This is a genomic window from Klebsiella sp. X13 (genome assembly GCF_003323835.1).
Taxonomy (GTDB): Bacteria; Pseudomonadota; Gammaproteobacteria; order Enterobacterales; family Enterobacteriaceae; genus Klebsiella; species Klebsiella ornithinolytica.
The window spans coordinates 4,821,924-4,839,865 of record NZ_CP030874.1; the positions used below are offsets into that span (position 1 = coordinate 4,821,924).

Annotated in this window: 12 protein-coding genes and 1 pseudogene; 9 read left to right on the forward strand and 4 right to left on the reverse strand. The window is 58.7% G+C overall.

What is annotated here, in order from left to right; all coding sequences use genetic code 11:
- Positions 1–4 precede the first annotated feature (4 nt).
- Entirely contained in the window at positions 5–1,945 is a 1,941-nt protein-coding gene (iolD, locus tag DSD31_RS22975) for a 3D-(3,5/4)-trihydroxycyclohexane-1,2-dione acylhydrolase (decyclizing) (protein ID WP_004857359.1), read from the reverse strand.
- Positions 1,946–2,473: 528 nt separating this feature from the next.
- On the opposite strand from iolD, the gene DSD31_RS22980 reads away from it, so the two are divergent.
- Together DSD31_RS22980 and DSD31_RS22985 are read left to right on the forward strand one after the other, a co-directional pair.
- Positions 2,474–4,387, forward strand: a complete 1,914-nt coding sequence (locus DSD31_RS22980; RefSeq protein WP_004857355.1) for a bifunctional 5-dehydro-2-deoxygluconokinase/5-dehydro-2-deoxyphosphogluconate aldolase — start codon at positions 2,474–2,476, stop codon at positions 4,385–4,387.
- A gap of 150 nt (positions 4,388–4,537) precedes the next feature.
- A complete protein-coding gene (locus tag DSD31_RS22985) occupies positions 4,538–5,398 on the forward strand; it encodes a MurR/RpiR family transcriptional regulator (RefSeq protein ID WP_004857352.1) in 861 nt (286 codons plus the stop codon).
- A gap of 241 nt (positions 5,399–5,639) precedes the next feature.
- Here the strand turns inward: DSD31_RS22985 and iolB are convergent, their stop codons facing one another.
- Positions 5,640–6,449 (reverse strand): 5-deoxy-glucuronate isomerase, encoded by an 810-nt coding sequence (iolB, locus tag DSD31_RS22990; protein WP_015585291.1) that lies wholly within the window; start codon positions 6,447–6,449, stop codon positions 5,640–5,642.
- Between the two features lie 18 nt (positions 6,450–6,467).
- Complete coding sequence (locus tag DSD31_RS22995; protein ID WP_004857345.1) at positions 6,468–7,973, reverse strand: CoA-acylating methylmalonate-semialdehyde dehydrogenase; 1,506 nt, start codon at positions 7,971–7,973, stop codon at positions 6,468–6,470.
- A gap of 352 nt (positions 7,974–8,325) precedes the next feature.
- On the opposite strand from DSD31_RS22995, the gene DSD31_RS23000 reads away from it, so the two are divergent.
- Complete coding sequence (locus DSD31_RS23000) at positions 8,326–9,147, forward strand: TIM barrel protein (protein WP_004857340.1); 822 nt, start codon at positions 8,326–8,328, stop codon at positions 9,145–9,147.
- Between the two features lie 98 nt (positions 9,148–9,245).
- Positions 9,246–10,748, forward strand: a complete 1,503-nt coding sequence (locus DSD31_RS23005; protein ID WP_044348390.1) for a helicase HerA-like C-terminal domain-containing protein — start codon at positions 9,246–9,248, stop codon at positions 10,746–10,748.
- Here DSD31_RS23005 and DSD31_RS23010 read toward each other — a convergent pair.
- Positions 10,749–11,668, reverse strand: a pseudogene (locus DSD31_RS23010) (carbamate kinase).
- 312 nt (positions 11,669–11,980) lie between these two features.
- Between DSD31_RS23010 and DSD31_RS23015 the strand changes: the two are divergent.
- Genes DSD31_RS23015 through allS form a run of 5 tightly spaced genes read left to right on the forward strand, consistent with a single transcriptional unit; the run spans position 11,981 to position 17,928 of the window.
- The gene (locus DSD31_RS23015) at positions 11,981–13,204 is read left to right on the forward strand and encodes an MFS transporter (protein ID WP_004857332.1); all 1,224 of its coding nucleotides are present in this window, start codon (positions 11,981–11,983) and stop codon (positions 13,202–13,204) included.
- Positions 13,205–13,217: 13 nt separating this feature from the next.
- Complete coding sequence (gene fdrA / locus DSD31_RS23020; RefSeq protein WP_004857330.1) at positions 13,218–14,888, forward strand: acyl-CoA synthetase FdrA; 1,671 nt, start codon at positions 13,218–13,220, stop codon at positions 14,886–14,888.
- Between the two features lie 23 nt (positions 14,889–14,911).
- On the forward strand, positions 14,912–16,177 hold the full coding sequence (locus tag DSD31_RS23025; RefSeq protein WP_004857327.1) for a YlbE family protein: 1,266 nt from the start codon (positions 14,912–14,914) through the stop codon (positions 16,175–16,177).
- 1 nt (position 16,178) lies between these two features.
- Positions 16,179–17,012: an oxamate carbamoyltransferase subunit AllH family protein gene (locus DSD31_RS23030; protein ID WP_044348379.1), complete on the forward strand. Its 834-nt coding sequence runs from the start codon at positions 16,179–16,181 to the stop codon at positions 17,010–17,012.
- Complete coding sequence (gene allS / locus DSD31_RS23035) at positions 16,999–17,928, forward strand: HTH-type transcriptional activator AllS (protein WP_004857321.1); 930 nt, start codon at positions 16,999–17,001, stop codon at positions 17,926–17,928. Before DSD31_RS23030 ends, allS begins: the two co-directional genes overlap by 14 nt.
- Positions 17,929–17,942 lie beyond the last annotated feature (14 nt).

The window sequence follows — 17,942 nt, forward strand, 5'->3', positions numbered from 1 at the left end:
TGTTCTAGTAATCCCGCGCTTCGGCGCGTTTTTCATTAATCATTTCAGCAACTTTGCGAATACGTTCTGACAAGGCCGTTTGGGCGACGCCGACGTTCCACCAGCTGCCGTAGGAATGCACCATGGTCTTCGGCAGCACTTTAATATCAATCAGCGTGCTGATCGTCTCGCGACGCGCGGCATCCAGCGCCTGACGCAGCTCATTCAGGGTAGTGACGCGCCAGGTTTTGCAGCCGTAGCCCGCCGCAATAGTGGCGAAATCGACCGGCACCAGGCCGCCCTGCAGCTGCCCGTTCTCCGCTGAGCGATAGCGAAACTCGGTGCCGAAGCTGCCCATACCGTGGCCAATCTGCAGGTTGTTGATGCAGCCGTTGGCCATATTGTCGAGCAGTACAACGTTGATCTTCGCCCGCTCCTGCAACGAGGTCACCAGCTCAGAGTGCAGCATCATGAAAGAGCCGTCTCCGACCAGGGAATAGACTTCGGTTTGCGGCTGCGCCAGCTTCACGCCCAGCGCGGCATTCACTTCATAGCCCATGCAGGAGTAGCCGTACTCTACGTGATAAGTGTTGGGTGCCCGGTTACGCCAGACGCGCTGCAGATCCCCGGGCAAGCTGCCCGCCGCCGCCACAATCACCGCATCCGCCGGAAGCGTTTCATTGAGTACGCCCAGCACGCTACTCTGGGTCAGCGTGGAGTCGGTTATCTGACGAAATTCCCGATACACCGACTCGCGATCGAGAGCATCATCGACTTCCGGGACAAAAGCCTTTTCCTGCCAGACGGCCTGATAGACGCGCTGGGTCTCTTTCAGCTGGCGGCTCTGGACGCTGTCGATCTGCGCCCCCCAGCTCGCCTGCCAGCCTTCGCCGGCCAGCGCGCTGTCCAGTGACGTCAGGGCTTCGCGGGCATCGGCCAGCAGCGGAATGCCGTCAAGCTTCCAGGCATCGAAGTTGCTGACGTTCACATTCAGAAAACGCACGCCTGGGTGCTGGAACAGCCATTTTGAGGAGGTGGTGAAATCGCTAAAGCGGGTGCCGATACCGATAACCAAATCGGCCTCTTTCGCCAGCAGGTTGGCGGCCAGGCAGCCGGTTTCACCGACGCCGCCGACGTTCAGCGGATGAGAGGAGACTACCGTCCCTTTCCCGGCCTGGGTTTCCGCGAACGGAATGCCGTAGCGTTCCGCGAAGCGGGACAGCGCTTCCCCGGCACCGGCATATTTCACACCGCCGCCGCAAATAATCAGCGGCTTGCGGCTGGCCTTAATGGCCGCGACCGCATCCGCCAGCTGGGCAGCGCTGGCCGGGCGGCGATCGAGACGATGCACGCGGCGCACAAAGAACGACTCCGGGTAATCCCAGGCTTCGCCCTGCACATCCTGCGGCAGACAGAGAGTGACGGCACCGGTTTCCGCCGGATCGGTCAGGACGCGCATCGCATTAATGCAGGCGCTCATCAGCTGTTCCGGACGCGTAATGCGGTCCCAGTATTTGCTGACGGCCCGGAAGGCGTCGTTGGTGCTGATGCTCAGGTCATAGCTCTGCTCAACCTGCTGCAGCACCGGGTCCGGCTGACGGGTAGCAAACACATCGCCGGGCAGCAGCAGCAGAGGAATGCGGTTGGCGGTGGCCGTCGCGGCGGCGGTAATCATATTGGCCGCGCCCGGACCGACGGAAGAGGTGCAGGCGATGATCTGGCGGCGCAGAGACTGGCGGGCAAAACCGGTGGCGACGTGCGCCATACCTTGTTCGTTACGCCCCTGGAAGACCCGCATGTCGCCGCTGTCTTGTTCCAGCGCCTGGCCCAGCCCCAGCACGTTGCCGTGGCCAAAGATGGCGAAGATACCTTTTACGAATTTATGCTCTTCGCCATCGACGTCGAGAAACTGGTTATCAAGGAACTTCACCAGCGCCTGCGCCATTGTCAGTCTCAGTTTGCCCATCTTGCACAATCCTTATTGTTCAGTATTTGTGTGTGGGTTAGCGCGTTTTCCCCGTGCTACACGCTTGTCACAGCCGCGGGAAATCGTTAACGTCCACTGGAATACTTTTGGATTATAGGCAAACATTTTTTTCATTAAATAGAAATACAGAAAAAATATTTCATTTTGCGAGAGGGATCAAACTCTCTCCCTGTTTCACCCGTTTCACCCAGCCCGGTCACCCCGCCATCGGCCGTTCAAGGCGCGCCGCCGCTTAATTATCCCTTTTAAAATCATGCATAAAGCACTCACCTACTGAACCATGCCGCACCAGACGTCACCCGCGCCCTCGATCCTGTGCAGAATGGGGCCTGGCGCGGCAGAGTGGTAGATCCCTCACACTTTTGGTTTTTTAATTTCGATCTCATTTGCAAATGAAATATTTATTTCTCAAACTAGGGATAACCGTTCACCCTCAGGCTGTGTGTGGAGACCTTGTCGGCATTCCGACCCTTCCGTACAGCAGATATGCAAAAGGAAAACCTAGCTATGAATGCAGCAGTAAAGCGGCTCGACGTCATCTGTATTGGCCGGGTGGCTGTCGACCTCTATGCCCAGCAGATTGGTGCAAGGCTAGAAGATGTTGCCAGTTTCTCTAAATATCTGGGCGGATCTTCCGGCAACGTAGCCTTTGGTACCGCCATTCAGGGATTAAAATCAGCCATGCTGGCGCGCGTCGGCGATGAGCACAATGGTCGTTTTCTACGCGAAACGCTCGCTCGGGCCGGGGTCGACACCGAATACCTGATCACGGATAAACAGCGTCTTACCGCGCTGGTGATGCTGGGCATTAAAGATCAGGAGACCTTCCCGCTCATTTTTTACCGTGATAATTGTGCCGATATGGCGCTGGTGCCTGAGGATATTAACGAAGAGTACATCGCCTCTTCCCGTGCGCTGGCGGTAACGGGCACGCACCTCTCTCATGCCAGCACCCGCGCGGCCGTCCTGAAGGCGCTGGAATACGCCCGCCGTCACGGTCTGCGCACCGCGCTGGATATCGATTACCGTCCGGTGCTGTGGGGATTGACCTCGCTGGGAGACGGTGAAACGCGTTTCATCGAATCCGGTCCGGTCACCAGCCAGCTTCAGGAAGTGCTCCATCTGTTCGATTTAGTGGTCGGTACAGAAGAGGAGTTCCATATTGCCGGCGGCAGCACCGATACGCTGACGGCGCTGAAAAATGTCCGCCATGCGACTAAAGCGACGCTGGTCTGTAAACGGGGTCCGATGGGCTGCGTGGTGCTGGAAGGCGACATTCCCGATAGCTGGGACAGCATTCCGCTCCAGCAGGGCGTGCGGGTTGACGTACTCAACGTGCTGGGCGCGGGCGATGCCTTTATGTCCGGTCTGCTGCGCGGCTGGCTGAATGATGAAGGCTGGGAGCAGGCGTGTCGCTACGCCAATGCCTGCGGCGCGCTGGTAGTCTCACGCCACGGCTGCGCGCCGGCGATGCCGACCAAAGTCGAGCTGGATGATTATCTGCTGCGGGCGGAATCCGTCCCGCGTCCGGATATCGACGCGCGATTAAACCATTTACACCGCGTCACCAGCCGCCGTCAGCAGTGGCCGGAGCTGTGCATTTTCGCTTTTGATCATCGTAAACAGTTGGCGGATCTGGCCCATGAAACCGGATGCGATCCGGCCTCTATTCCCCAACTCAAGCTGCTGCTGCTGGCTGCCGCCGAAGCGGCCGCCAAAGAGGCGGGGCTGGAACAGCGGAGCGGTATTCTCGCTGACGGCACCTACGGTCAGAGCTCGCTGAATGCCATTACCGGTAAAGGCTGGTGGATTGGTCGCCCTATCGAGCTGCCGGGTTCGCGCCCGCTGCGTCTGGAACACGGCAATATTGGTTCCCAGCTGATCGACTGGCCGCTGGAGCATGTGGTCAAATGCCTGGTCTTCTACCATCCGGCAGATCCGGCACCGCTGCGGGCTGAGCAGGATGCGCTGCTGCTGGAAGTCTGGCAGGCCTGCAACAAGTCCGGACACGAGCTGCTGCTGGAGGTGATCCTCCCGGAAAATGGCCCGGATAAAGACGAGCGCCACTACCACACGATGCTGGAACATTTTTACCAGCTTGGCATTCAGCCGGACTGGTGGAAGCTACCGCCGCTCTCCAGCGCCAGCTGGGAGAAGATCGCGGGTCTGATCGCACGCGAAGATCCCTGGTGTCGCGGGATCCTGCTGCTGGGCCTCGATGCGCCGTCAGATCGACTGCGCGCCGGGTTTGCCGAGGCCGCCGGCCACCCGATCATCAAAGGTTTCGCCGTCGGACGTACCATTTTTGGTCAGCCTTCACGACGCTGGATGGCGGGCGAACTGAGCGATGAGGCGCTGATTGGCGAGGTGAAACAAAACTACCTGAGGCTCATCGACTACTGGCGTGAAGCCCGCGGTTAACCGCGATAAAACCCGCCCGCACCTCCCGGTGCGGGTTTTTTTTCTGTTTCTTCGTGAAATGAATCGCGTATTTCATCGCAAAAAATGAAAAATTCGCTTCATTTGGTACACTGGAAGTTATATTCCTTTCATTTTCTCAGAGCGCAATCTATGGCCAATAATCCGACCCAACTGACCATCCTGCAGGATGAAATCCGGCGTCGCTACGACACATTAAGCAAACGCTTAAAACAGGTGGCACGCTATATTCTGGATAACAGTAATAGCGTCGCTTTCGATACCGTCGCTTCCATCGCCCAGCAGGCGGATGTCCCGCCATCGACGTTAATCCGTTTCGCCAATGCGTTCGGTTTTAGCGGCTTTAACGAAATGAAGCAGATGTTCAGACAGCATCTGATGGAAGAGACCGCCAACTACACCGAACGCGCGCGCCTGTTCCGCCAGACGACCAACGATGAAACGTCGCCGCCGGAAACGCCAACTGAAATTCTCAATATGTTCACCATGGTGAATACCCAGGCGCTGCAGCAGCTAGCGATGCAGACCTCTGGCGATGATCTCGAGCGCGCGGTCGGCCTGCTGGCGGAGGCGGAGAATATCTATGTGATTGGCCTGCGCCGCTCGTTTAGCGTCGCTTCCTATTTGACCTATGCGCTGCGTCATCTTGATCGTAAAGCGTTCCTGATCGATGGTCTCGGCGGCATGTTCACCGAGCAGCTGAGCCTGGTGGGGCCGAAAGACGTGGTGGTCGCCGTGAGCTTCTCGCCCTACGCGCGTGAAGTGGTCGAGCTGGTTGAACTTGGCGCCCAGCGCAAAGCGCGACAGATTGCAATAACCGACAGCCAGGTCAGTCCGCTCGCGGCCTTCAGCGATGTCTGCTTTGTAGTACGTGAAGCGCAGGTTGACGGTTTCCGCTCCCAGGTAGCCTCTCTGTGCCTGGCCCAGACGCTGGCCGTTTCACTGGCGCTGAACAGCAGCAAAGAACCGCAAACCCAGCAGAACCTCGCCTGACCCTGCCCCCTCTCCCGATGTAGCCCCGGTAAGCGCAGCGCCACCGGGGAAGATCACCGGCGCCGTCGCGAAACCTCCCGGATTGCCGCACCAGCACCTGATCCGGGCGCCCCTCTCCCGATTGTAGCCCCGGTAAGCGCAGCGCCACCGGGGAATACCTCCGGAAGGCCACCGGGGAACAACAGAAGACAAAAAGGGCCGCTAAGCAAAACTTAGCGGCCCTTTTAACTCTTGCGATCCGTCAGTCGTGACGAGGATAGTCAGGACTATTGATCCACGCGTGGTCCTCTTCCCAGGTAAACAACCACTTGCGCTCCGGCCCGGCCATCACGTTCAGATAATAACTGTCATACCCGGCAATCGTCGCGACCGGATGATAGCCGCGCGGCACCATCACCACATCGTGGTTGTACGGTGCCATGCAGGCATCCAGGCTGCGGTCATCGGTATACACTCGCTGGAGTGCGAAGCCCTGCGGCGGATCGAAACGGTGATAGTAGGTCTCTTCCAGCTGGGTCTCTTTGCCCGGCTGCGCGGTATCGTGTTTATGCGACGGCCAGGAGCTGGTGGCGCCTTCGTCGGTATACACCTCCACCACCAGCAGACAGTCGGCCTGCGCATTATCCGGCAGGATATTGTGCACCAGACGCTGATTACGCCCTTTGCCACGATGCTCAACGCCCACATCCTGCGGACGAATCACCCGCGCCGGCAGCGTACCTTTACCCGGCGCGCTGCACACCGCCAGTTCAAGGTCAGAATCCGCCGTCACTTCCACCTTGTCCTGCGTCGGGACGTACACCGCCCACGGCGGGGTACGTTCAAACGGCGACATGCGCTGTCCCAACCCTGGGAAGTCGGCCTTCGTCGTTTTGACCGACGCCAGCCCGGCAACCAGCACCAGACACAGCTCGCGTTCGCCGCTTTCCAGCGTAATGCTCTGCCCTTTTTTCAGCATCCACACATCAAAACCGATATAGCGCCAGCCGGCGCTTTGCGGCGTGATGTGCTGGATCTGCCCCTCTTTTCGTGATTTAGCCAGTAACGACATGGCGTTCTCCTTCGCCGATTAACCTAAGGTCGGCATGCTGAATTCAGATACGGTTTGCTGCCCTTGCGGCCAACGCACGGTGGCGGTTTTCATGCGGGTGTAGAAGCGCACGCCGTCAGGACCATGGACGTTGAGGGCGCCAAATACCGAGCGCTTCCAGCCGCCGAAGCTGTGGAAAGCCATCGGTACCGGAACCGGCACGTTCACCCCGACCATCCCGGCCTGGACATCATGCACGAATTCACGGGCGGTGTGTCCATTGCTGGTAAAGACGGCGCTGCCGTTGCCAAATTCGTGGCTGTTCACCAGCTCCAGCGCGCTGTGATAGTCCGCCACGCGGACAATACCCAGTACCGGTCCAAAAATCTCTTCCCGCCAGATGGTCATATCCGGCGTCACGTTGTCGAACAGCGTACCGCCGACATAGTACCCGTCATCATAGCCTGACACGCGCAGCTTACGCCCGTCGACGACCAGTTTCGCCCCTTCGCTGGCGCCTTTATCGATATAGCCCAGCACTTTCTTCTGATGGGTATCGGAAACCACCGGGCCCATTTCGTTCTCTTCTTTGCCGCGCATACATCCCGGCCCGACTTTCAGCGCTTCCACCAGCGGCTTCAGACGTGCAATCAGCTTATCCGCCGTTTCATCGCCCACCGCGACCACGACCGGCAGCGCCATGCAGCGCTCGCCCGCAGAACCAAACGCCCCGCCCATAATCGCATTCACCGTGGCATCCAGATCCGCATCCGGCATCACAATCGCGTGGTTTTTCGCTGCGCCAAAGGCCTGCACGCGTTTGCCGTGGGCGCTGGCAGTTTTGTAGATATATTCGGCAACACCGGAAGAGCCCACGAAGCTGACCGCCGCAATACGCGGATCGGTATACAGCTGCTCGGCATCGTCGTTGCTGCAGTGCACAACGTTAAAGACGCCATCCGGCAGGCCTGCTTCCTTCAGCAGTTCAGCCAGGCGTACCGCGGCCGTCGGGGCCAGCGCCGGTGGCTTGAGGACGAAGCTGTTGCCGCAGGCCAGCGCCAGCGGGAACATCCACATCGGCACCATCGCCGGGAAGTTAAACGGCGTAATCCCCGCCACAACACCCAGCGGCTGCATCAGCGAATAGCTGTCCACGCCGGTGCCGACATCAGAGGAGTATTCACCTTTAATCAGATGTGGAATACCGCAAGCAAATTCAACCACTTCCAGACCACGTGTCAGCTCGCCCAGTGCGTCCGACCAGACTTTACCGTGCTCGCTAACGATGATTCCCGCCAGTTCTTCAGCATGTTGCTCAAGCAGCATTTTAAAGTTGAACAGGACGCGGGCGCGGCGTAGCGGCGTGGTGCGCGACCAGCTTTCAAACGCATCACGGGCAACCTGAATGGCATCAGAGACTTCCTGAGCGGTCGACAAAGTGACTTCGCGCACCACCTTGCCCGTCGCCGGGTCATACACCGGCATCGTTTCATTGCTGCTGCTGGTGACGGTTTTCCCGCCAATAAAGTTTCCTGTGATCGTCATCTTCTCGCCTCATGATGTGGGAAGGCCAACGCTGCGGCCCCGTTCCGATTTTGCTGTGCTATAACCGTAGTAAAATGAAACTTATATTTCAATGTTGACGTAGAATGAAATTCTATTTTGGTGATGACCGTCGCATTTCCCGGCCGCGGTGCGCGAGTTTCGTCAAGAAAGCGCCCCCGATAAGATTCAGCTGCGACGCCATCTGTACCCGATGTGACTTAGAGCTGGAAAGTACGATTATTTGCGAAGCAGCTCAAAGATCCACCATTTCATCCATTGCTAATTATGAAATAAATGTTTTGACTTACAGTCGATCGAATAAACCCAATCTATCGTCATTCAGGAGAGCCACATGGCTATCGCACTGCAACGTTTCTGTCTTAATCGCAAGATCGCCCCATCCCTGAGCATCGAGGCCTTTTTCCGTCTGGTGAACAGTCTTGGGCTGAATAAGGTCGAGCTGCGTAATGATTTGCCCACAGGCAAAGTGACCGACGATCTGAGTCATCAGCAGGTGCGCGAGCTGGCCGACCGCTACCATATTGAGATTTTGACCATCAATGCGGTATACCCATTTAACCGCCGCACGGAGCAGGTTCGCGGCCTGGCCGAATCTTTGTTGCAAGAGGCCAGAGCCATTGGCGCCAAATCGCTGGTCCTGTGTCCGCTCAACGATGGCAGCGAGGTGCCGGCCAGCGAAACCCTGAGTGCGCTGCGCGATCTGTCGCCGCTGTTTTCGTTTTACGGCGTGCGGGGCCTGGTTGAACCGCTGGGTTTCCCACAGAGCTCACTGCGATCTGCGGCACAGGCGCAGACGCTCATCCGCGATGCGAAGGTACCGTTTAAGCTACTGATTGATACCTTCCACCACCATCTCTATCCGCAGGCGGATGCCGAGTTTAGCCAGGTGGATATTGCTGACATCGGGCTGGTGCACCTTTCCGGCGTGGAAGACGCCCGCCCACGGGAAAACCTGACCGACGACGAACGAATCATGCTGACGGAAAAAGATCGGCTGCAAACCTGTGAGCAAATCAAACACCTTGAAGCCCGGGGTTATCAGGGGGTGTATGCGTTCGAACCGTTTGCGCCGGAGCTGGCATCCTGGAGCGAAGAGGATATCCGCCGCGAGACGGAACGGAGCATCGCGCTCATTCAACACCATTGCGCCTGAGAGAAATCAACGTCACGCCAGGCGAATATAGCGATTTCTCACATCGGTTTACGGCCAGTTTGCCTATAATCGACGCAGGATAAATGGAGGAATCGATCATGAGCGCACCCCTGCTGATTGCCCGCACGCGGGAAAAACAGCTGCATTTACTGCCGGGAATGGCTAACCGTCACGGCCTGATTACCGGTGCGACCGGCACCGGTAAAACCGTCACCCTGCAAAAGCTGGCGGAGTCTTTTTCAGAAATCGGCGTGCCGGTCTTTATGGCCGATGTGAAGGGCGACCTGACCGGGATCGCCGCAGCGGGCCAAAATTCGGAGAAACTGCAGGCGCGGCTGGAAAAAATCGGCGTCACCGACTGGCAGCCCCACGCTAACCCGGTGGTGACATGGGATATTTTCGGCGAGAAAGGCCACCCGGTCCGGGCGACGGTGTCCGATCTCGGGCCGCTGCTCTTGTCACGATTACTGAATCTTAACGAAGTCCAGTCCGGGGTGCTGAATATTATCTTCCGCATCGCCGACGACCGCGGTCTGCTGCTCCTCGACTTTAAGGATTTGCGCGCCATCACCCGGTATATCGGCGACAACGCCAAAGCTTTTCAAAACCAGTATGGCAACATCAGCAGCGCCTCGGTCGGCGCCATCCAGCGCGGCCTGCTGACTCTGGAACAGCAAGGAGCGGAGCACTTTTTCGGCGAGCCGATGCTCGACATCCAGGACTGGATGCGTCTCGACGAGAACGGCAAAGGGGTGATTAATATCCTCAGCGCCGAAAAGCTGTATCAGATGCCGAAACTCTACGCCGCCAGCCTGCTGTGGATGCTCTCGGAGCTCTACGAGCGCCTGCCGGAAGCCGGAGATCTGGAAAAGCCGAAGCTGGTCTTTTTCTTCGATGAAGCGCATCTGCTGTTTAACGATGCGCCTCAGGTGCTGCTGGATAAAATCGAGCAGGTTATCCGCCTGATTCGTTCCAAAGCCGTGGGGGTTTACTTCGTGTCGCAGAACCCGTCGGATATTCCCGATGCGGTTCTCGGCCAGTTGGGCAACCGCGTTCAGCACGCCCTGCGCGCCTTTACACCAAAAGATCAGAAAGCGGTGAAAACCGCGGCGCAGACCATGCGCGCCAACCCGGCTTTCAGCACCGAACAGGCCATCCAGGAGCTGGGCACCGGTGAAGCGCTGATCTCCTTCCTCGATGAAAAAGGCAGCCCTTCGGTGGTCGAGCGCGCGATGGTAATTGCCCCCTGCTCACGAATGGGGCCAGTGACCGATGATGAACGCAACGGGCTCATCAATCACTCCCCGCTGTATGGCAAATATGAGGATGAAGTGGATCGGGAGTCCGCCTTCGAGAAATTGCAGCAGGGCGTGCAGGCCACCAGCGAACAGCAAAATGCGCCGCCGGCAAAAGGGGCCACCGCTGACCTCGACGACGGCATTTTAGGCGGCCTGAAAGATATTCTGTTCGGCACGACCGGCCCGCGCGGCGGCAAGCGCGACGGTCTGGTACAAACGGCAGCGAAAAGCGCCACGCGGCAAATCACCAATCAGATTGTGCGTGGCATGCTCGGAAGTTTGCTGGGCGGCAGACGGCGCTAGTCAGACGCACACCGCTGCCGGGGCGATAAGGGTGCCTTTTTCGCCCCGCAGGATGGCTGGGGCATCGCGCAGCGCGCCGATGTACGCCGGGTGACCAGTCATCTCAACAAATTGGATCGCGGCTTCCGCTTTCGGCCCCATTGCACCATCCGGCACGGCCAGCGGCCGAAGATCGTCCACGGTGGCCGTGCGCAATGCGCGCGCTTTTGGGGTACCCCAGTCAAGATAAACGGCGTCAGCCTCGGTGAGGATCAGCAGCGCTTCTGCCTGCAGCGACTGAGCCAAAACCGACGCCGCCAGATCTTTATCCACCACCGCCTCCATGCCCTGATAACTGCCGTTTTCCTCCACCACCGGCGTGCCGCCGCCGCCCGCACAAATCACCACGTTGCCGTCGGCCAGCAGCTGACTAATGGCCTGCCGCTCAAGGATTTTTTGTGGTCTTGGCGACGGCACGACCCGGCGAACATAGTCGCCGTCTTTTTTCATCTGCCAGCCATAGCGGGCCTCCAGCGCACTTTGCTCCTCCGCAGCCCACACCGGACCGATATATTTCCCGGGCTGGCGAAACGCCGGGTCGGCGGCGTCCACTTCCACTCGGGTCAACAGGGTGACGACCGGTGGGATCCCGGCCCGGCTGCCCAGCACCTGAGCAATCATGTAGCCCAGCATCCCCTGGGTCTCGGCCACCAGCACATCCAGCGGCCACGCCGGGCTGTCGCTGTAAGCCTGATTTTGCAATGCCAGCAGCCCCACCTGCGGGCCATTACCATGCACAATCACCACCTGATACTCCTGGCTCAGACTGGCCACCACATCGGCAATTTGCGCAATATTACGGTACTGATTTTCGGCGCTTAACGCTTCACCGCGTGCCAGCAGAGCATTCCCCCCAGCGCAATGACGATGGTCTTTTTCATGTTATTCTCCGGTTAATAATATTGCCTGAAAACATAACGAAATAATCATCATAAAATGTGAGCAATATCATTATTGACCGACTCGAAAGAACAATTTAAAAATTAAACCTCAGTCCACCATGGTTATTAAATTAATTCTAACAATGGCTTCTTTTAAATATTTTTAATAATCCAGACGGCGTGAAGAAAAAAAATCTCACAATCAGGCGAGTGTGATCTGCTTCACCAGAATACCCCTGTTTCTACTGTAGGTTTAGCCACAGAACACCCGCCGGGACTGGCGGCGGCAACATTATCTACAGGAGACAAACCATGTCTGCACAACTCAACGATGCGGTGGCCCCGCACAAAAGAGGGATCCCCGCCTGGTGGGTGACCATCTTTTTATTCTGGCTCGGCTGGATATTTATGTATGCCGACCGCACGGTATTAAACCCGGTCATGGGGGAACTGGAAAAAGAATTTGGTTTATCAGGCACCCAGCTCGGATTAATGAATTCGGTCTTTTATTTCTCTTACGCTTTATTACAGGTTCCGGCCGGGATCCTCGGAGATAAAATAGGCAAGAAAAAAGTCCTTATTCCTGGATTTTTACTGTTCGGGGCCTTTACCGCCGTCACCGGCTGGGCCAAAAGCTGGAGCACCCTGCTGTTCGCCAGGGTCGTCACCGGCGCTGGCGAAGGCACCTACTACGGCCCGCAGTACGGCCTCTCCTCAGAGCAAATCCCAAAAAAATACCGTTCGCTCGGCAGCGCCATCATCAACAGCGGTATGGCTTTTGGTATTGCGCTGGGGCTGATGGCCTCCAGCTGGCTGGTGTATGACCAGGGCTACAGCTGGCGTACGCCGTTCTTTGTCATGTCGATCCCTACTCTGCTGACCGGGCTGGCTATCTGGCTGTTTGTCAAAGAGAAAAAGCGCCAGCCCGTCGAGGCAGGCGGGGTGGCGAAACCGAAAAGCAAATTCACCGATTTGTTCAAAAACCGCAATCTGCTGCTGGTCTATCTGATGGTGTTTTGCAGCCTGTTTGGCTTCTTCGTGATCCTCACCTGGCTGCCCTATTACCTGCAAAGCGAGCGCGGCATTGCGGGCAGCGAAACCGGCTTTATCACCTCGCTGGTCGCCTGGATCTCAATCCCTGGCGCGCTGCTCTTCTCCTCGCTCTCCGACCGTCTGGGTAAACGTAAGCCGCTGATTCTGGTACTGGTGCCGGTGGCCATTCTCAGCATGCTCTCCATCATCTGGATGCCGAATATGACCGGGGTAATCGTCGCCCTGTGCGTTTACGGCCTGGTCGGCAAGCTGGCGCTGGATCCGGTTCTGGTGGCGCTGGTCGCCGACAGCGTCGATGAGAACAACTACAGCTCCGCCTTCGGCCTGTTCAATTTTATCGGTATGAGCTCCTCCATACTGGCTCCGGTGATTGCCGGCGCCGCTCGCGATATGACCGGCAGTCTTGCCTCCAGCTTCTACGTCTCCGCGGCGTTACTGGTCGTGGGTCTGGTCGGCATGCTGTTCCTGAAAGAGAAGAAATAACCCGAGGTCTGTGATGATTTACGCATTCGTAAAAAAAGGCAGTTTTCAGGACTCCGTCAGCCTGATGCTTATCTCCCGTAAGCTGAGCGCCATTGACGATGTCGAAGAAGTCTCGGTGATGATGGGCACCCCCGCTAACAAAGCGCTGCTGGAGTCGACGGGCTTCTGGCATGAAGAATTTGCCCAGGCAACGCCGAACGATATCTGCGCGGCAATCCGCACCCGTCAGCCGGTCGCCGATATTCTCACCCTGATCCAGCAGCGACTGGACGCCGAGCTAAACACCATTGCCCAGGGGCAAAGCAGCGGCCTGCGTCTGCAAAAGGCGCGCCGCTGGGAGAGCGCCTGCGCGAAGCTGCCGGAGGCAAACCTGGTGCTGATCTCCGTCGCCGGGGAGTACGCGGCGGGCGTGGCCCGTCAGGGGCTGGAGAGCGGTAAAAATGTGATGCTGTTTTCTGACAACGTGCCGCTGGAGCAGGAGCGGGCCCTGAAACAGTACGCCCGCGAGCGCGGTCTGCTGGTGATGGGGCCCGACTGCGGCACCGCCGCCATCGCCGGAGCGCCGCTGGCCTTCGCCAACATTCTGCCTGCGGGCTGTATCGGGGTGATTGGCGCTTCGGGCACCGGCATCCAGGAGCTGACCTCACAGGTAGCGCTGCTCGGCCAGGGCGTGACTCACGCGATGGGTTTAGGGGGACGCGATCTGAATCAGCAGATCGGGGGCCTCAGCGCCCTGACGGCGCTGGAGATGCTGGCGGCAGACGAGCAAAGCAAGGTGATCGCTTTCGTCTCCAAGCCCCCTGCTGAATCAGTCAGGCAGACCATTATCAGCGCCATGAAAAAGCTGTCTAAGCCCGTCGTCGCCTTGTTTCTCGGCAGCAAACCCGCCCGGGCGCAGGAGGGCAATATCTGGTTCGCCAGCTCACTGGCTGAAGCCGCGCGCCTGGCCGCTATGCTGGCGAGCGTCGAGCAGATAGCGGCTTCGCAGGCACCACAACGTGGTAAGCAGATCCTTGGCCTGTATGCAGGCGGTACGCTCGCCGCTGAGGCGGCGATGTTACTGGCGGAGCATCTGGGAGTGGAAACCGATGCTCATCACCCGGACGGCGTGATGCTGGAAGCCCAGGGTCATCGCCTGATCGATCTTGGCGACGACGCCTGGACGGTGGGACGCCCGCACCCGATGATCGACCCAACCACCCGTTCTCTGGAGATCGAGAAACTCAGCCAGCAGCCGGAAACAGGGGTGCTGCTGGTAGACATCGTGCTCGGCTATGGCGCCTGTGACGATCCGGCGGGCGCGCTGCTGGAGGCCATTAACACCGTCCGCAGCGCCCGTGGCCCTGAGCAACCGCTGACGGTTATCGCCACCGTCACCGGCACCGAACAGGATCCCCAGCCTCGCTCCCAACAAATCGACGCCCTGCTCAACGGCGACGTCATCGTAATGAACACCTTGCAGGAGGCGGTGCTGCTGGCGCATTACCTGGTGGCTCCCCGTCAACACCCGGCGCCTGTCGCTCTCCCGGCGCTGCTCAACGGCGTGCAGGTGATCAACGTTGGCCTGCGCAGCTTTGCCCGTGATTTGCAGCAGGCCGGTTGCCCGGTGGTGCATTTCCAGTGGGCGCCGATAGCCGGCGGCAATCCGCATCTGGCGGCCCTGCTTAAGCAACTGAACTTTTGACTCTATTTTTGTAAGAGGTAGCTATGTACACCAGCATTAATCAAGCAAACGACGCGGTGATCGCCCGTATCAAAGCCGCCCGCCCGCACTGGCTCGACGTTAAACCCGCCGCCAGCGTTATCCCTGAACTGCGTGAAGGCCGCGTGTTGCTGCATGCCGGGCCGCCAATCCGCTGGCAGGAGATGACCGGCCCGATGCGCGGGGCCTGTCTCGGGGCCTGTCTGTTTGAAGGCTGGGCTGATGATGAAGCCCATGCTTTGCAGCTGCTGGAGCAAGGAGAGGTCGCCTTTGTCCCCTGTCATCACGTCCGGGCAGTGGGTCCGATGGGCGGTATTACCTCCGCCAGCATGCCGGTGATTGTGGTGCGCGATGCGGTGCACGGCAATGAAGCCTATTGCAACCTCAACGAAGGAATCGGCAAAGTGATGCGCTTTGGCGCTTACGGCCCTGACGTGCAAACCCGTCTGCGCTGGATGCGCGATACCCTCGCCCCGGTACTCAGCGACGCGCTAAGCACCTTCGAAGAGGGCCTTGACCTGTCGGCGCTGATGGCGCAGGCCATCACCATGGGCGACGAGTTCCACCAGCGCAACATCGCCGCCTCGGCGCTGCTGATGCGTACCCTTGCCCCGCGCATCGCCGGACAGGAACGAGATAAAACCCAGACCGGTGAAGTGCTGGAGTTCCTCAGCGTCACCGATCAGTTCTTCCTCAACCTGGCAATGGCCTACTGTAAAGCCGCCATGGATGCCGCCGCAGAAATTAAAGCAGGCTCGGTGGTCACCGCCATGACCCGCAACGGCCAGATGTTCGGCATCCGCGTCAGCGGCCTCGGCGACCGCTGGTTTACCGCGCCGGTGAATACCCCGCAGGGGCTGTTCTTTACCGGCTACAGCCAGGCAGATGCCAACCCGGACATCGGCGACAGCGCAATAACGGAAACCTACGGCATCGGCGGCGCGGCGATGATTGCTGCCCCAGGCGTTACCCGCTTCGTTGGCGCAGGCGGGATGGAGGCGGCCCAGGAAACATCAGAGGAGATGGGCGAGATTTATCTTCAGCATAACCCGCTGTTGCAGATCCCGTCGTGGAACTTCCAGGGGGCCTGCCTGGGGCTCGATATTCGTCGGGTCGTGGAAACCGGCATCACGCCAATCATTAATACCGGCATTGCCCACAAGGAGGCCGGGATTGGCCAGGTGGGTGCCGGAACCGTCCGCGCCCCGCTGGCCTGCTTCGAGCAGGCGCTGGAAGCGCTGGCCCAGGCGATGAATATCCAGGCAGCCTGATATGATCCTGACGCCGCTTGCCTCTGGCTGCAGCCATCCGCTCCCGGACGGCGAGTGGCGTTGTCATAGCCTGTTTAACCAGGCCATTAATCTGCAGCATGAGGATGGCACGCTGTTGACCCTGCTGCGCGGCGGAACAAACCTGCCCCCCATGGGCTGGCTGCTGCGCTGTCAGGAGTATGATTATCTGCGCAGCATCCTCTCTCCTGGCACCGTGCTCACTCTGTTTGCCGGCGTTTTACACTGGCGGGCGCTGCGATTGCGCGCTCCTCGTCGGCATATTACCCCCTCACTCCCTACTCATCCCTTACAGCCACTGGCGACTTTTTTATCCGCTTATCCTCAGAATACCGGGCTTTGCGGCAGCCTCTCAGAAGCGGTGAACCGTGCAGATGCGCCACAGCAGCGCCTGTTCAGGCTGCTGAACAACGACTTTGCCGACGCAGAAACGCTGATCGGACTCGGCCCCGGACTGACCCCCTCCATGGACGATATGCTGGTCGGTGCGCTGGCCGTTCTGTACTGCGCCGCGCCACTTCGCGAGTTGCCTCGCAAAATCGAGCAATTCCCCCCGGCCCGGACGCTGCAACAGCTGACAACGACGGTAAGCGCTTGTTATCTTCTGCACGCCAGTCAAGGGCGCTTTTCGACCACGCTTATCCATCTCCTGCGTCACCTGGCTGTCGGTGCTCATCGCACAAGGACTCACCACGCCATTCGTCACCTGCTGGCACATGGACACACCTCTGGCGCAGACACTCTGCTGGGAGTGCATGTTGCGCAGCAGTGTCTGGTAACGCATGTATCAGGGGGACACTGTAATGATGGACCATGAAACGATCCGCACCTTTATTCGCGTGGCGGAAACCCGGAGTTTTTCCCGCGCCGCCGAGAGCCTGTTCAAAACCCCGGCCGCCATCAGCTACCGCATCAAAATGCTGGAAGAATCGTTGGGTACACCGCTGTTTCTGCGAACCACACGCTCGGTCAGTCTGACCCCCGCCGGCACCCATCTGCTTGAGCGCTGCCTGCAGTGGCTAAGCTGGCTGGAGGCGATGCCCGATGAGCTAAGCCAGGTCAATGACGGCGTCGAACGCCAGGTGAATCTGGTTATCAACAATCTGCTGTACGACAACCTCGCCGTGGCCCTGCTGCTCAGCCATCTGCATCAGCGATTCCCGTTTACCCAGTTTCAGGTCTCCCGCCAGGTCTATATGGGGGTCTGGGATGCCATGCTGTATGGCGACTACCACCTGGCGATTGGCGTCACCGGTTCGGAATCGCTCTCCAACTCAATTAATCTGTTGCCGCTCGGGGAAATCAGCTGGGTCTTTGTGGTGGCGCCGCATCATCCGCTGGCGGCCGTCGAAGGGGTGATTAACGATGCACCGCTGCGCGCTTTCCCGGCTATTAATATCGAAGATACTTCCCGCAATCTCACCAAGCGCGTGGCCTGGCTGCTCTCCGGACAGAAGGAAATAAAAGTCCCGGACATGCAGACTAAATTACAGTGCCATATTACCGGGGTGGGCGTCGGCTTTCTGCCGCGCAATGTCTGTCAGCCGTGGCTTGATAACGGCAGTCTGATAGCCAAAGAGGTGGAGAATCGTCGACAGCCTTCACCGCTGTCGCTGGCATGGAGTAAAGAACGGGACGGTAAGGCGGTGAGTGAGATAGTGACGCTGTTCCGTCATCAGGAAAGCTGCGTGAAAGGGTTTTTAAACAATATTGACAGGCCGCCCGCGCTGTAACGACTCCTCCCGAC

Coding starts and splice junctions, on each gene's coding strand:
- DSD31_RS23005 (WP_044348390.1), top strand. CDS start 9,246: ATGAGCGCACCCCTGCTGATTGCCCGCACGCGGGAAAAACAGCTGCAT.
- DSD31_RS22980 (WP_004857355.1), top strand. CDS start 2,474: ATGAATGCAGCAGTAAAGCGGCTCGACGTCATCTGTATTGGCCGGGTG.
- DSD31_RS23025 (WP_004857327.1), top strand. CDS start 14,912: ATGTACACCAGCATTAATCAAGCAAACGACGCGGTGATCGCCCGTATC.
- DSD31_RS23000 (WP_004857340.1), top strand. CDS start 8,326: ATGGCTATCGCACTGCAACGTTTCTGTCTTAATCGCAAGATCGCCCCA.
- fdrA (WP_004857330.1), top strand. CDS start 13,218: ATGATTTACGCATTCGTAAAAAAAGGCAGTTTTCAGGACTCCGTCAGC.
- iolD (WP_004857359.1), bottom strand. CDS start 1,945: ATGGGCAAACTGAGACTGACAATGGCGCAGGCGCTGGTGAAGTTCCTT.
- DSD31_RS22995 (WP_004857345.1), bottom strand. CDS start 7,973: ATGACGATCACAGGAAACTTTATTGGCGGGAAAACCGTCACCAGCAGC.
- allS (WP_004857321.1), top strand. CDS start 16,999: ATGATGGACCATGAAACGATCCGCACCTTTATTCGCGTGGCGGAAACC.
- iolB (WP_015585291.1), bottom strand. CDS start 6,449: ATGTCGTTACTGGCTAAATCACGAAAAGAGGGGCAGATCCAGCACATC.
- DSD31_RS23030 (WP_044348379.1), top strand. CDS start 16,179: ATGATCCTGACGCCGCTTGCCTCTGGCTGCAGCCATCCGCTCCCGGAC.
- DSD31_RS22985 (WP_004857352.1), top strand. CDS start 4,538: ATGGCCAATAATCCGACCCAACTGACCATCCTGCAGGATGAAATCCGG.
- DSD31_RS23015 (WP_004857332.1), top strand. CDS start 11,981: ATGTCTGCACAACTCAACGATGCGGTGGCCCCGCACAAAAGAGGGATC.